This window comes from Actinacidiphila acididurans (assembly GCF_016918855.1).
Taxonomy (GTDB): Bacteria; Actinomycetota; Actinomycetes; order Streptomycetales; family Streptomycetaceae; genus Actinacidiphila; species Actinacidiphila acididurans.
Genome location: NZ_JADKYB010000021.1, coordinates 19,007 through 32,772, shown reverse-complemented (window position 1 = coordinate 32,772; position 13,766 = coordinate 19,007). Strand labels below are relative to the sequence as shown.

Sequence of the window (13,766 nt, the reverse complement as noted above, 5' to 3'; positions counted from 1 at the left end):
ATGACCACCATCACGCCGCCCGCCGGCCCTTCCGAACTGCCCTTCCGGCTGTCCGTGCTCGAACGCGGCGGCCATTTCCCCGAGGCGACCGGCGAGGAGGCCCTCCAGGACGTGGTGGAGGTGGCCATGACGGCCGAGCGTTACGGATACGACCGCGTCTGGATCGCCGAACACCACTCCGCCCAGCGCAGCGCCAGCAGTTTCCCCGCGGTGACGATCGCGCACATCGCCACCCGGACGCAGCGGATCCGGGTGGGTTCGGGCGGTGTCATGCTGCCCAATCACCCGCCGATCGCCGTCGCCGAGCAGTTCGCCACCCTCCAGGCCCTGCACCCCGGCCGGATCGACCTCGGCGTCGGCCGCTCCTCGGGCGGGACCACGACCGCCCACCGCCGCCTGGAGGCAGCGCTACGGCGCGATCCGCAGGCAGCCACCCGGTTCCCCGGCCTGATCGACGAACTGCTCGGCTTCCTCCACCACCGCGGACCCGAGCAACACCGTTTCCACGCCCTCCCGTTGACACCGCACGTCGCCGAGCCGCCGCAGGTGTACGTGCTGGGCGCCGGCGAGGGCAGCGCCCGGGCCGCCGCGGAACGGGGCCTGCCCTTCGTCTACGGCCACCACCTCAGCCGTACGATCTGCCGCCCGGAGGCCGCGGCGCGCTACCGCACCGCGTTCGAGCCCGGGCCGCAGGGCGCGCGGCCGTATCTCATCGTGTCCGTCCAGGTGGTCTGCGCCGAGACCGACGAGAAGGCCGCGGCACTCGCCCTGGAGAACGCCGCCTACCTGGTCGGTCACCCCGTGGACAGCATCGCGGACGTCCCCCTGTCCCCGGTCCGCGAGGAGTACCTGGCCCGCAGGGCGCTGGAGGAGTACCAGGTGGTGCACGGCGCGCCCGCCACGGTGGCCGCCGAACTCGGCAGGCTCGCGGACGAACTCGGCGCCGACGAATTCATGCTCGTGCCCTACGAACTCTCGGGGGCCGCCCGCTGCCGCACCCTGCGCCTGGCGGCGGGGATCCGGCAGGGCCGGCCGCGGGAGGCCGCGCGCCGATGACGACATCCCTGCCTGCCGGCGCCCGCGCTCCCGGGCGCGACGCGTTCCGTACGGTCCTCGGCCAGTTCGCGACCGGGGTGACGGTGCTCACCGCGGGACGGCGGGCCCCGAGAGGAATGACGGCGAACTCCTTCACGTCGGTGTCGCTGGACCCGCCGCTCGTGCTCGTCTGCGTGGCGCGCACCGCCTCGGCGCACGCGGCCGTGCTCGGCGAGGGCGCCTTCGCCGTCTCCATCCTCTCGGCCGGCCAGTCGCGGCCGGCCCGGCACTTCGCCGATCACCACCGGGCCCGGGAGGGCGGCGAATTCGACCCGGTCGACACCTTCCCCGGCCCTGTCACCGGTGCCCCGCTGATCAGCGGGGCGCTGGCCTGGCTCGAGTGCTCCGTGGCCGCCGTGCACGACGGCGGCGACCACTCCATCGTCGTCGGCTCGGTGCTCGGGCTCTCCCACGGGACACCGGGCGAACCCCTGCTGTATTTCGGCGGCGCCTTCCGCCCCTGACCGGCCCGGCCTCCCACCCCGCATCCTCCCGGAGCAGACCATGACCATCACTCAGCCGAACACGCCGGACGCACCGGCTCCCTCCGCGCTGACCCTTCCGGTTTCCGTGCTCGAACTCGGCGCCCGCCTCCTGGAGGTCGACGGCCCGCAGGCCCTCCAGGACGTGGTGGAGGTCGCCAGGACCGCCGAGCGTTACGGATACGAACGCGTCTGGGTCGCCGAACACCACTCCTCGCTCATGACCGCGAGCGGATTCCCCGCGGTGATGATCGCGCACATCGCCGCGCGGACCGAGCGGATCCGGGTGGGTTCGGGCGGTGTCATGCTGCCCAATTACGCCCCGTTCGTGGTCGCCGAGCAGTTCGCCACCCTCCAGGCCCTGTACCCGGGCCGGATCGACCTCGGCCTCGGCCGCTCCCCGGGCGGCACCGGGGCGACCCAAGGGCTGCTCGAAGCGGCCCTGCGCCGCGATCCGCGAGCGGGCGCCGAGTTCGCGGACCGGATCGACGAACTCATGGACTTCCTGCACCACCGCGCGCCCGAAGGCAGCCGCTTCCACGCCCTGCCGCTGACGCCGCGCACCGCCACCCCGCCCGACGTGTACGTCCTGGGCGCGGGCGAGAACAGCGCCCGGATCGCCGCCGAACGCGGCCTGCCGTTCGCCTACGGCTACCACCAGGGCAGCTCCAAGTGCCGCCCGGAGGCCGTGGAACGCTACCGCTCGGCGTTCCGGCCCGGGCCGCAGGGGGCGCGGCCGTACGTCGTCGTCGCCGTCAACGTGGTCTGCGCCGAGACCGACGAGGAAGCGGAGGCCGCGGCCCTGGAGACCTCCGCCTACATGGCCCTGCACCCCGAGAAGAACCCCTCGGCAGCCGCGCTGTCCCCCGTACGCCGGGAGTATCTGGCGCACCGGGCTCTGGAGGAGAACCAGGTGGTGCGGGGCGCGCCGCCGCGGGTCGCCGCCGGACTGGCCCGGCTCGCGGACGAACTCGGCGCGGACGAGCTGATGATCCTGCCCTACGAGCTCTCCGGCGCCGCCCGTTCCCGCACCCTGCGCCTGACGGCCGGTATCCGCGCGGCCCAGGCGCGCCGGCGGCACACCGGGCCGGGGGCGGACGCGTCCCGGCCCGGCCGCTGAACCGGACGCGCCGATACAGCCGCGCCCTACTGGGAGGCCTCCAGGAGCCGGCGGAGGTCCTCGGCCATGCGGAGGGCGGCGGCGCGGTCGTCGGCCCGGGAGCGGGATCCGGCGGACTGGTGGCGGCGGTCGACGACCACTCGCAGGGCGACGGCGGCCTGGCGGGCGAAGAGGGCAAGCAGGTCGAGTTCGCCGAGGTCGGAGCGGGACTGGGGGGCCGGGTCGAGCACTTCCAGGACGCCCAGGACGAGGTCGCCGTGGGTCAGCGGGGCGGCCATCAGGGCGTCCGGCACATAGGCGGTGGACTCGGCGAAGTCCCGGTCGAAGGCGGTGCTGCCGGTCAGGTCGTCGACGATCATCGGCTCGCCCGACATCGCGACCCAGCCGGCGATGCCGCTCTCGGCCGGGAAGCGCCGCCCGACCAGGTGGTTCTCGCCCTGGCCCGAGACCGCCTCGAAGACCAGCTCGTGCCGCTCCCGGTCCAGCAGGAACACGGAGCTGGCCGCGGCCCCGAACAGGGCCCGGGCCGTGTCGACCACGGACTGGACGAGCTCGCGGGAGAGCGGATCGGTCGTCTCCGCGCTGCTTTCGCTGCTGCTTGCGTTCACGAAGCCCCCCTGGTGCCGATGCGGACGTTGGCGGCGGAAAGGTAGAGCGCGTTCTTGAGCTGGAAGGGCGTCAGCCGCGGGTGCCGGGACAGGATGCGGGCGCACAGCCCGGTGACGTACGGCGTGGCGAAGCTGTTGCCCGTGGTCCGGATGGTCCGGCCGCCCAGCCAGGCGACCTGCACGTTCTGTCCCGGGGCGAAGAACTCCACCGGTGGCTGCGGGTTGTACAGGTGCAGGTCCGGGTCGTCCTCCATGTGGCTGCCGACCGAAACGACCGACGCGAACCGCCAGGGGAAGCTCTCCACCTGCGTGTTGTGCGCGGAGGCCACGATCACCGTCCGGCGGAAGTACGCCTCGTCCGCGAGCGCGCGCAGCTCCTCGGCGAAACGGGCCCTGGTGGTCGACAGGCTCAGGTTGATCACGTCGAAGCCCTGCCGGACCGCCCAGCGCAGCCCGGCCAGCAGCACGTCCCCGGTGCCGGCGAACCCGCTGCCCAGCACCTGGACGCTGTACAGCTCGCACTCCGGCGCCGTCCTGCGGATGATCCCCGCGCAGGCCGTGCCGTGGCCGCAACTGTCGCCCGGCTCCGTCTCCCGCACGCTGATCCCGCCCTCGTGCTCCTCCACCGTCCAGGAGCCGTCGACCCGCCCGACCAGCGGGTGGTCGCCCTCCACCCCGGAGTCCACGACGCACACCCGTACGCCATGGCCGCGCGCGTCCTCCCAGTCCCGCACGGCGTCCGGCCGCTCGCCGTCGGCGGTGACGGCGATGTCCTGCGGCCCCCTGCCGCGCAGGCTCCAGACGAGCCCGGGCTGCGGAGCCCTCCTCACGGGGTCCATCAGCGGCCTCCCGGTTCCGGGTGCGTTTTCGTACGGGGGTCCGCGCTCGGCTCCGTACGGTGGTCCGGCTGTTGCGGTGGGGCGGCCGGGGCGATTGTCGGGTCCACGCCGAACCGCGCTGCCCGCCGGAGGCTCGGCAGATCGCCCTTGGCGGCGAAGCGCCGTTCGGCCCTGGCCGCCGCGGCCCGGGCGTCCCGCGGCCGTCCCGTCCGGCGCAGGACGTCGGCGCGGTCCAGCCACGCGACGGCCTGGACCGCCGGGGAGTCGGTGCCGGCGGCGGTGCGGACCGCGCGTTCCGAGAGGTCGTCCGCCTCCGCCGGGAGGGCGCGGGCCGCGGCGATCCGGCCGCGCAGGCCGTCGAGGTCCGCGGCGTCCGACCGGGCCGGCCGGTCCGGGCCGGCCGTCCGGTCGGCGGCGGCCAGGCGCTCGGCCGCCTCCTCGATCCGGTCGGCGTCCACCAGCAGCCGCGCCGCCGCACGGGCGACCGTGGCCTGCATCGCCCCGGCCCGAAGCGCCCGGGCGGCGCCCGCGGCCTCGTCCAGCAGGAGCAGTGCCTGCTCGGCCCGGCCCGCCAGGGCCTCGACGGTGGCGCCGAACAGCGGTAGCACCACCGCCCCTTCGGCGTACCCGAGCGCGTCGCCGTACCGGCGGGCCCGGTCCAGGCAGGCGCGCGCCTCGTCCCAGCGTTCCTGGAGGGCGAGCAGGACGGCGAGCGGGCAGTTCAGCGTCAGCCGGACGGTCGGCCGGCGTTCGCCGTGCTCGTCCAGCAGCGCCCGGGCCCTGGCCACCGCGTCGGGCACCGGCACCGGGCCGCGCCACAGTGAGATGCCGATGGCGCCCAGCGCCAGGGCCCGTTCCGGCTCGGCACCCGACCGCGCCGCGTGCCCCAGGCCGCGCGTGAGGAATTCGTCGGCCGCCCGGTGCCGGCCCTGGAGCTGGGACTCCTGCGCCAGCCGGATGCACGCCCTGGCCTGCCCCAGATCATCGGCGGCCCGCTCGAACACCGGCAGGGTCTGCCGAGCCGCCTCCGCCGCGGCGCCCCGCCCGGACGACGCGGAAACGGTGGCGAGCGAGAGGCGCGCGTGGGCGGCCTCCACCGTCGCGGGGGCCGGGGGGACGGCGGTGGGGGTCGTTTCGGTCGTCAGGGGGTCGGTGGTGGGGGCCGCCGGGGTTGTCCGGCGGACGCTGGCGGTGGTCGCCTCGGTCGCCGGGGGGATGGAAGCGAGTGCCGCTTCGGTAGCCGAGCGGGCGGCGGTGGAGGTCGCTTCGGTCTCCAGGCCGGCAGTGGAGGCGTCCACCTGAACCGCTGGGCGGACACTGGCTGTCGCCTCCACCGCCGGGGGATCGGTGGTGGGGGTCGTTTCGGTCGTCAGGGGGTCGGCGGTGGGGGCTGCCCCGGTTGTCCGGCGGACGCTGGCGGGGGTCGCCTCGGTCGCCGGGGGGATGGAAGCGAGTGCCGCTTCGGTAGCCGAGCGGGCGGCGGTGGACGTCGTTTCGGTTGTCCGGCGGGCACTGGCGGAGGTCGCCTCAAATGCCAAGGGGACGGCGGGCGAAGCCCCTTCGACCGCCGCGAGTACCGATGTGAGCAGGGCCCGGCCCTCCTCCGTGCGGCCGGTGGCGAGGCGGACCTCGCCGAGGCGGCGGGTGGCGGACGGCCATTCGGGGTCGGCCGGGCGGGAAAGGGCGACGGCGCGTTCCAGCAGGGTGTCCGCCCAGGCCAGGTCGGAGCGGGCCAGGGCCTGGGAGCCGGCGTCGACGAGGTGACGGACGGCTGTGCGGCGCAGTTCGTCGGCCCGCGGGCCGACGGCGCCGAGTTCGGTGCGGTAGCGGTAGGCGCGTTCCAGGTGTCCGGCCGCCGCCGCGCTGCGCTCGGCGGTCTGTGCGGCCCCGGCCGGCAGGTGCGCCGCGAGCAGGACGGCCAGACGCTCGTGCCGTTCGGCGCGGACCCGCTTGGCCATCGACTGGTAGGTGACCTCGTGCACCACGCCGCTGCTGAACCGTAGCGACAGCGCTTTGTGCCCGGGGCCGTCGGGCGCGCCGACCAGGCGGTGGCCGCGCAGCCGGACGACGGCGGACCGTACCGAGGCCCACAACTCCGCGGCGGCGCCCTCCCGTCCGGGTTCCTCGTACAGGCCGCCGCCGGGCCTGCCCTCGCGGTCCGTGCGGGCCAGTCCCACCACGTCGTCCACGGTGAAGTCCCGTCCCACCACCGCAGCCAGGTCAAGGGCCGCTCGCTCGGCCCGGCCGAGGGCGCCGATCCGGGCACCGAGCAGCGCCACCAGCGAAGTGGGCAGGTCGCCCCGGCCGTCGGCCCGGTAGCCGGACCCGGGTTCCGCGAGGGCGGCCAGCAGTTGCTCCAGGTGGAAGGGGTTGCCGCCGGCCGCTTCCAGTACGGAGCCGGGCACGCCCGCGGCCGCGGCGCCGTCCGGGGTCAGGGCCCGGGCCACCGCGCCGGCCTCCTCGGGGGTCAGCCCGGGGAGCGTCAGCGACCGCGCCTGCGGCCACTCGGTGCCCCAGCCGGGCCGGCGGTCGTACAGGTCCGGGCGGGTCGCGCAGACGAACAGCACCGCGGACGACGCGAGTTCGTCGGCCAGCGTGCCGAGCAGGTCGAGTAGCGGGTCGCCGGCCCACTGGCAGTCGTCCACCACCAGGACGACGGGCTCGCGCCGGGAGAGGAGGGCCAGCAGGTCGACGAGGGCGGCGCAGGTGTCGTCCACCGACGGGCTGGGGGTGCCGTCCGCCAGCAGGCCGGCCGAGAGCACCGCGAGCGCCGGGCCGAGGCCGGTGCTCTCGTCCGGACCGGGCCGGTCGTCGCCCGCCACGCCGGAAGGGTTCGCCGCCGACGCATCGGCCGCCTCGGGCACTTCGCCCGCCTCACCGGAAGGGTTCGCCGCCGACGCATCGGCCGCCTCGGGCACTTCGGCCGCCACACCGGAAGGGTTCGCCCCCAACGCATCGGCCGCCTCGGGCACTTCGGCCGCCGCCCTCAGCAACTGCCGTACGGCGTCGGCCAGCGGCGCCAGGGAGCCGCGCTCACCGTAGGGACGGCAGCGCCCGGACCCGTAACGGAACGCCCGCGGCGAACCGCGCCGCCACTCGTGGAGCAGCCGGGTCTTGCCCATTCCGGCCTCGCCCCGGACGACGAGCAGGTGCGGGTCGCCCTGTCCGGTGACGGCATCCCGCAACGCCTCGCGCAAGACGGCGAGTTGGGCGGTGCGGCCGACGAAGGGCGTGTCGAAGCGGCGCGACACCTCGGGGTCGTCCTCGACGACGCCGAGCAGCCGGTAGGCGGTCACCGGCTCGGTCTTGCCCTTGAGCCGCAGCGGGCCGACCCGTTCGGTACGGGCGCCGCCGGCCGCCTGGCGGGTCTGCGGCCCGATGAGCACCTGGCCCTCCCCGGCGTGCTGCTGGAGCCGCGCGGCGATGTTGACCGTCTCGCCGGAGACCAGAGCCTGCCGGGTGGAGATGTCGGCGCTGGTCACCACGGGCCCGGTGTTGACGCCGATCCGTACGTCGAGGCGGATGCCGAGGGTGGGGCGCAGCTCGGTCTCGTTGAGTTCCCGTACGGCGTCGAGCATGGCGAGCGCGGCGGCCAGAGCGCGGCCGGCGTCGTCCTCATGGGTCACCGGCACCCCGAAGACGGCCATCACCGCGTCCCCGATGAACTTCTCGACGGTGCCGCCGAATTCCTCCAGCCGGGCCCGCATCAGGTCGAAGTACCGCAGCGTCACGGTCCGCAGCGTCTCCGGGTCCAGTACGCCGGACAGCGCCGTCGAGCCGACCAGGTCGCAGAAGACGACGGTCACCACTCTGCGTTCCTCGACCGGTGCGGCCGGGCCGGAGGGCACACCGCAGAACGGGCAGAAGCGCGCGTTCGGCGGCAACTCCCCCGCGCAGGAGGCACACCGCATGGCTGTCGTCCTCTCCTCGCTCGCGCTCCGGTGTCCACGCCGACCGCCGATTCCCGCCCGTTCCCGCCCGTTCCCACCTGGTCCCGCCTGGTCCCGCCTGTTCCGCCGGAACGGCGACGGGATCAGAAGAGCGCTCCGCCGGCGATCTCGCTGTGCGCCTGGACCTCGGGGCCGACCTCGTCGAGCCGGTCCTTGATGTCGAGCAGCAGGTCGAGTTCCTCGCGGCTCAGCCCGCGCAGCACGTCGCGCTGTTCGTCGGTGAGGGCGGCGATGCCGAAGCCGTGGGCTTCGAGTTCGCCGAGCGGGTCCTCCTCGCGGCGGCCGTCCGTCCGCCCGGTCCCATCGGTCATGGCGTGCTCGTGCCTCCCAGAGGTCCGGGCCGCCCCGGCGCCCGGTCGATACGGGTGAACAGGTCGATCAGGCCGCGTACGGTGTGCAGCCCGCTCAGCGCGACCGCGTCCACCAGGGCGGCGGCCGGCGGGAGTTCGTCCAGCAGGTCGAAGACGGCCCGGGCGTGGCCGCCGTCCAGCCCGGCGTGCTCGCGCAGGGTGCGCAGCGCGGCGGGCGGCACCGCGGACGTGGCGGCGATCCGTTCGGCGAGCCAGGGCGCGGGCGCGCAGCTCTCCAGTACGGCGATGTAGCCGAGCAGGGCCACCGGGTGGTGGTGTTCGATCCAGTAGTACTGAGCCCCGGCCAGCGCGGCCACCGATGCCGACGGCTGCCCGGCGAGGACCGCCGCCGGATCCGTGCCCAGCGCCGCCAGATCGGCCAGCAGCCAGTCGTCGTGACCGCGCTCCTCCTCGATGTGCTGCCGCAGGTACCGGATCAGCGGGCCGGCGACCGGGTCGCCCGGGCCGAGGCCGGCGCAGCGCTCGGCGGCCCGTTCCATCAGCGGGACCGAGGCGCGGATCACCCCGTGCATGGCGGCCAGATACGCCGGAAAGCGCGCGTCGAGCCCTGCGGGCCGCCAGATCCGCGCGCTCGCCGCCCGCAGCGCGGGGTCGGTGAGAGCGAGGCGGGCGCGCAATGCCACCCCGGCGGACGCCCCCACCAGGCGGCGGCCGGGCCCGCCGGCCGGCCCCAGCACGCTGCCGGTCCGGTACATCTCCGGTGTGCCGGCCCCGCTGACCGGCGACGCCCCGCCGGCCCGGGGTGCGTCCCGTGTGTCAAGTCCGGCGGCCGACTTCGGCGTACCGCCGACCACGTGCGGCTCCGCCCCGCGGCCTTCGCTGACCGGCGGTGCCCCGCCGGCCCGGCGTGTGTCCCGTGTGTCAAGTCCGGCGACCGGCTTCGGTGTACTGCCGGCCACGTGCGGCTCCGCCCCGCGGCCCCCGCTCACCGGCGGTGCCCCGCCGGCCCGGCGTGTGTCCCGTGCGTCTAGCCCGGCGACCGACTTCGGCGTACTGCCGGCCACGTGCGGCTCCGGCCCGCCGCCCCCGATCACCGGCACCGGCCCCGGTGCCCCGCCGGCCCGGCGTGTGTCCCGTGCGTCTAGCCCGACGACCGACTTCGGCGTACTGCCGGCCACGTGCGGCTCCGGCCGGCCGGCCTCGCTGACCGGCGGTGCCCCGCCGGCCCGGGGTGCGTCCCGTGCGTCTAGCCCGGCGGCCGACTTCGGTGTACTGCCGGCCACGTGCGGCTCCGCCCCGCTGGCCTCGCTGACCGGCGGTGCCCCGCCGGCCCGGGGTGCGTCCCGTGCGTCTAGCCCGGCGACCGACTTCGGCGTACCGCCGACCACGTGCGGCTCCGGCCCGCCGCCCCCGATCACCGGCACCGGCTCCGGCGCCCCGCCGGCCCGGGCGGGCACCACCGAGTCCGCGGCAGCGACGCTCATCGCGGCGCTCCGCCGAGCGCCACCAGGTCGGCGTACCGGTCGGCACCGTGGCGCCGGACGAACGCCACGGGGCCGGCCGCGGTCTGCTCGTGGGCCACGTGGGCGTCGAGCAGGGCGCCCGCAGCTCCGCCGGCCAGGCGGTCGGCGGCGGCGAGGACGGTGGGGTGGTCGCCGAGGGACCGGCAGCCGGCGCAGTAGCCGGGCTGCGGGCCGTCGCCGGAGGTGCCGTAGCGGTGCAGGAGATGGCTCGGGCCGACCGTTCGGATCATCCGCAGCGCGGGGGAGGCGGTCACGCGCTCGGCGACCGCGGCCCAGCCGTCGCGGGCGATGTGGCCGACCGTGAGGTGGGCGGGGGCGGGTCTGCGGTCCACCGTGTCCTGGTTGCAGCAGGCCAGGACCAGGCCGTCGGCGGCGACCACCGGCCAGGCGGCCATCGCGCACGGCAGGACGGCCCGTCCCGCCGGGCCGGGGGCGCGTGCGGCGGACCAGGAGGCGGCGCGGCCCACCGCCCGCAGCGTGTTGACCAGTACGGGCACCCGGTCGTCGAAGGTACGGCGGATGTCCGCGGTGACGTCCGCGAGGTAGGGGTCGCCGGGGCCGGAGCCGACCGCGTGGACGCTGGTGGCCACTCCGGCGTCGAGGGCCTGCCGCAACACGGCGAAGACGTCGGCCCGCGGCACCTCGCGCTCGTGGAAGGCGTCGATGCTCACCGAGAAGTGGTCCACCGCGGTGACGGCCCGCATGATCGGCGGCGGGATCGGGACCGACCTGGAGCGGGCCCCCTTGGCGAAGAAAGCGCCGGTGAGCAGCGCGCTGCGGGTGCCCGCGGCCCGTGCGGTGCGGGCCAGTTCGGCGCTGAGCGCGGGCCGCAGCAGCGGTTCGCCGCCGGTCAGCATCACAACAGCGGGGCCGCCACCCTCGAACGAGCCCACGAATCGCAGCAGTTGATCCGCGCCCGGCTCACCGGAGGCCATGGTGGAGGCGGTCGAGCAGTGGGCGCAGTGCAGCGGGCAGCGCCCGGTGACGGTCAGCAGCACGCCCGCACCCGGGACGGGGCGAAGCGACATCAGTTCGGCGAGTTCCACCGCGGCCTCCTCCCTCCTCCCCCTTCCTTCCGGAGTGTCGGCAGCGGCGGTTGGGCAACGGGTCGGAAGTGGTTGGGAAACGGTAAATCCGCAGGTGGCGGTGTCCGCCGAGTCGCGTGTCCGCCGACCTGCCCGCCGAGCCGCATACCGGCCGACCCTCCCCACCGGGCAGGATGATCAGGCCGTGGCCCGCGGCGCCGGGGCCATCGCGCCGGCGGCCTGCTCCCGGGCGTAGACGTGCAGGAGCCGCGGCAGCTCGTACAAGGCGGCGTGCGAGGTGACTTCGTCGTCCGGGGCGAGGATCGCCCCGGCGTCCATCAGGGACTCCAGGGTGCGGCGGGCGCCGTCCTGCCCGCAGTTGAGGGCCTCGGCGGCCTGGCGCAGCGTGAAGGGGCCGTCCGGGAGCGCGCCGAGCAGGCACAGCGCGGACCGGGCGGGCTGCGACAGGTCCCGCCAGCCGGCCGTCAGCCGCGGTCGTACGGCCATGTCCCCGGCGACGAGTTCGTCGAGTACGGCCCGGCCGTCCGCCAGCCGCTGGGCGTACTCCACCAGCGGAAGGTAGCGCCGTACGGCCAGGGCGAGGCCGCAGATGCGTACCGCCAGCGGCAGCCGCCCGGTCGCTTCGAGGATGCGGGCCGTCTCCTCGTGGCAGGAGTCCAGCCGGCCGGGGCCGATGATCGCGCCGAGCAGTTCGCGGCCCTCGGCCTCGTCGAAGGCGGTCAGCTCCAGCCGGTCGGCCGAGGCCAGGCCGGCCAGTTGGGTCCTGGCGGTCACCAGGACGGAGCCGGTTCCGGCGTCCGGCACCAGCGGCCGGACCGCGGACTCGTCGGCGGCGTCGTCCAGGACGAGCAGGACGTCGCGGTGGGCCAGCCACTCGCGCCACGCGGCGGCGGCTTCCTCCAGGTCCCGTCCGTCCTGGCCGCGGGGCCCGGGCAGGCCCGCCAGCCGGGTGAGTTCGGTCAGTACGGACGCGGGGGAGCGGGGCGCGCCGGCCTCGTCCCGCATGGGCACCAGCACCCGGCCGTCCGGAAACGCGCCGGCCAGCCGGTGCGCGGCGTGCACCGCGAGCGCGGTCTTGCCGGTGCCGACCGGCCCGGTGAGCACCGCCAGCCGCGGCCGCCGGATCTCCGGCGAACCGAACAGCGCGAGCAGATACCGCAGTTGGGCGTGGCGGCCGGTGAAGTCCGGCAGGTCCCGGGGCAGCAGGGTGCCGAGCGCGCCGGCCGCCCCGCGGGGTGCGCCCGGGCCCGCCGCGGCGAACGGGCCGCCCGTGTCCGGCCGGCCGCCGGAGAGCATCGACCGGTAGAGCGCTTCGAGCGGCGGGCTGGGCCGGAGCCCGTACTCCGCGGCCAGCAACACGCGCAGCCCCTCGTACGCGGCCAGTGCCTCGGTCTGCCGGCCCTGCCGGAACAGGGCGTTCATCTGCGCGGCGCGCAGCCGTTCGCGTTCGGGGTGGCGCTCCACCAGGTCGCCGACGGTGTCCGCGACCTCGTGCGCGTTGCCCAGCCGTAACTCGGCCTCGGCCCAGTCCTCGTAGGCCTGGAGGTAGCGGTGGTCCAGCCGCTCGGCCTCCGACTGGAGGGCGGAGGAGAACCGCAGGTCGGACAGGCACGGGCCGCGCCACAGGGCGAGTGCCTCCCGCAGTGTCCGGGACGCCTGGGCGTGCGCGCCGTGGCCGGTCGCCTCCCGGGCGCTGCGAACCAGCTGCTGGAAGCGCAGCGCGTCCAGTTCGTCGGCGCCGACCCGGAGCAGGTAGCCGCCGCCCTGGTGGACGAGCCGGCCCCCGTCGCCGGTGCGGTCCAGCAGTTTGCGCAAGGCCGACACGTAGACCTGGATGTTCTTGCGCGCGGTGCGCGGCGGGTCGTCCTCCCACAGCGTGTCCGTCAACAGGCCCGGCGACACGGGGGAGTTGGCGCGGCACAGCAGCATCGCGAGCAGCAGCCGCTGCTTGAGCGGTCCGAGCGGCAGGACCTCGGCAGAGGGCTCGGCGGGTCCGGCGGGCTCGGCCGATTCGAAGGACAGCGGGCCCAAGATGGAGAACCGTACGAAGGTGCGGGGCAATGCGGCCAACCTGGCTCACCCTCTCACCCGGAAGTCATGAGCTGAGATGAATGACGAAGGGCGTTCGACTTATATCAGATGATCAGGGGTGGGGTGAACAGGGACGGAGGGTGCCGATTCCGGCAGTTGCCCTGCTACCGTTCGAAGGGATGGACGTGCCCCCGCGACCGGTCCGACGGAGGGGAGGAGCAGACGATGGACGAACCCGCGACCGCCGGGCCGCAGACGCCCGCGGTGACCGCTCCGTCCGACTCGACGCTGGCCGAGCGGATCGACGCCCTGTTCCGCGTGGTGCGCCGTCCCAACCGCGAGCAGTACAGCCACGAGGAGGTCGCCCGGGCCTGCCGCGAGGCGACCGGGGAGAGCTTCTCCGCGACCTACCTGTGGCAGCTGCGCACCGGGCGCCGGGACAACCCGACGAAGCGTCACCTCGAGGCCCTGGCCCAGTTCTTCAGCGTGCCGGTCTGGTACTTCTTCGACGACGTGCGGGGCGCCGAGATCGCCAAGGAGCTGGAGCTGCTCGGTGCGCTGCGCGACGCCGAGGTGCGCAGCGTGGCCCTGCGCGCCGTCAACCTCTCGCCCGAAGGCGTCGGCACCATCAGCGACATGATCGACGTGATCGCCCGCCGGGAGCGCGACACCAACGGCAGCGGGCCCTGACCGTACGCCCACGCTTGGCACAGCACGGTTCCGTACGGCTCTGCACAGCTCGCAAGTCCGGCCGGCGTGAG

11 protein-coding genes are annotated in these 13,766 nt (G+C 75.4%); 4 read left to right on the top strand and 7 right to left on the bottom strand.

The genetic code is table 11. From position 1 onward, the window contains the following. The 3 genes from ITX44_RS30950 to ITX44_RS30940 are packed head-to-tail and all read left to right on the top strand — an operon-like array spanning position 1 to position 2,697. On the top strand, positions 1 to 1,056 hold the full coding sequence (locus ITX44_RS30950; RefSeq protein WP_205361366.1) for an MsnO8 family LLM class oxidoreductase: 1,056 nt from the start codon (positions 1 to 3) through the stop codon (positions 1,054 to 1,056). After that, entirely contained in the window at positions 1,053 to 1,559 is a 507-nt protein-coding gene (locus ITX44_RS30945; protein ID WP_205361364.1) for a flavin reductase family protein, read from the top strand. Before ITX44_RS30950 ends, ITX44_RS30945 begins: the two co-directional genes overlap by 4 nt. Positions 1,560 to 1,599: 40 nt before the next feature. After that, positions 1,600 to 2,697 (top strand): MsnO8 family LLM class oxidoreductase, encoded by a 1,098-nt coding sequence (locus tag ITX44_RS30940; protein ID WP_205361362.1) that lies wholly within the window; start codon positions 1,600 to 1,602, stop codon positions 2,695 to 2,697. 26 nt (positions 2,698 to 2,723) lie between these two features. Here ITX44_RS30940 and ITX44_RS30935 read toward each other — a convergent pair whose 3' ends face one another. From ITX44_RS30935 to ITX44_RS30905, 7 genes are all read right to left on the bottom strand, one after another. Then, complete coding sequence (locus ITX44_RS30935) at positions 2,724 to 3,305, bottom strand: GAF domain-containing protein (RefSeq protein WP_205361361.1); 582 nt, start codon at positions 3,303 to 3,305, stop codon at positions 2,724 to 2,726. Next, positions 3,302 to 4,144 carry a S8 family peptidase gene (locus ITX44_RS30930; protein WP_205361360.1) on the bottom strand — a complete coding sequence of 281 codons (843 nt, stop codon included), beginning with the start codon at positions 4,142 to 4,144 and terminating at the stop codon, positions 3,302 to 3,304. Before ITX44_RS30930 ends, ITX44_RS30935 begins: the two co-directional genes overlap by 4 nt. Then, entirely contained in the window at positions 4,144 to 8,055 is a 3,912-nt protein-coding gene (locus tag ITX44_RS30925; RefSeq protein ID WP_205361359.1) for an adenylate/guanylate cyclase domain-containing protein, read from the bottom strand. The genes ITX44_RS30930 and ITX44_RS30925 overlap by 1 nt, the downstream gene beginning before the upstream one ends. A gap of 122 nt (positions 8,056 to 8,177) precedes the next feature. Then, positions 8,178 to 8,405 (bottom strand): aroma-sacti cluster domain-containing protein, encoded by a 228-nt coding sequence (locus ITX44_RS30920; RefSeq protein ID WP_205361358.1) that lies wholly within the window; start codon positions 8,403 to 8,405, stop codon positions 8,178 to 8,180. Next, positions 8,402 to 9,160, bottom strand: a complete 759-nt coding sequence (locus ITX44_RS30915) for an iron-containing redox enzyme family protein (protein ID WP_205361356.1) — start codon at positions 9,158 to 9,160, stop codon at positions 8,402 to 8,404. The genes ITX44_RS30920 and ITX44_RS30915 overlap by 4 nt, the downstream gene beginning before the upstream one ends. Positions 9,161 to 9,885: 725 nt before the next feature. Next, complete coding sequence (locus ITX44_RS30910) at positions 9,886 to 10,974, bottom strand: radical SAM protein (RefSeq protein WP_205361354.1); 1,089 nt, start codon at positions 10,972 to 10,974, stop codon at positions 9,886 to 9,888. 177 nt (positions 10,975 to 11,151) lie between these two features. After that, positions 11,152 to 13,044 carry an AfsR/SARP family transcriptional regulator gene (locus ITX44_RS30905; protein WP_236062034.1) on the bottom strand — a complete coding sequence of 631 codons (1,893 nt, stop codon included), beginning with the start codon at positions 13,042 to 13,044 and terminating at the stop codon, positions 11,152 to 11,154. Positions 13,045 to 13,230: 186 nt separating this feature from the next. Here ITX44_RS30905 and ITX44_RS30900 point away from each other — a divergent pair, with 186 nt between their 5' ends. After that, positions 13,231 to 13,695 (top strand): helix-turn-helix domain-containing protein, encoded by a 465-nt coding sequence (locus ITX44_RS30900; RefSeq protein ID WP_205361351.1) that lies wholly within the window; start codon positions 13,231 to 13,233, stop codon positions 13,693 to 13,695. Positions 13,696 to 13,766: the final 71 nt, after the last annotated feature.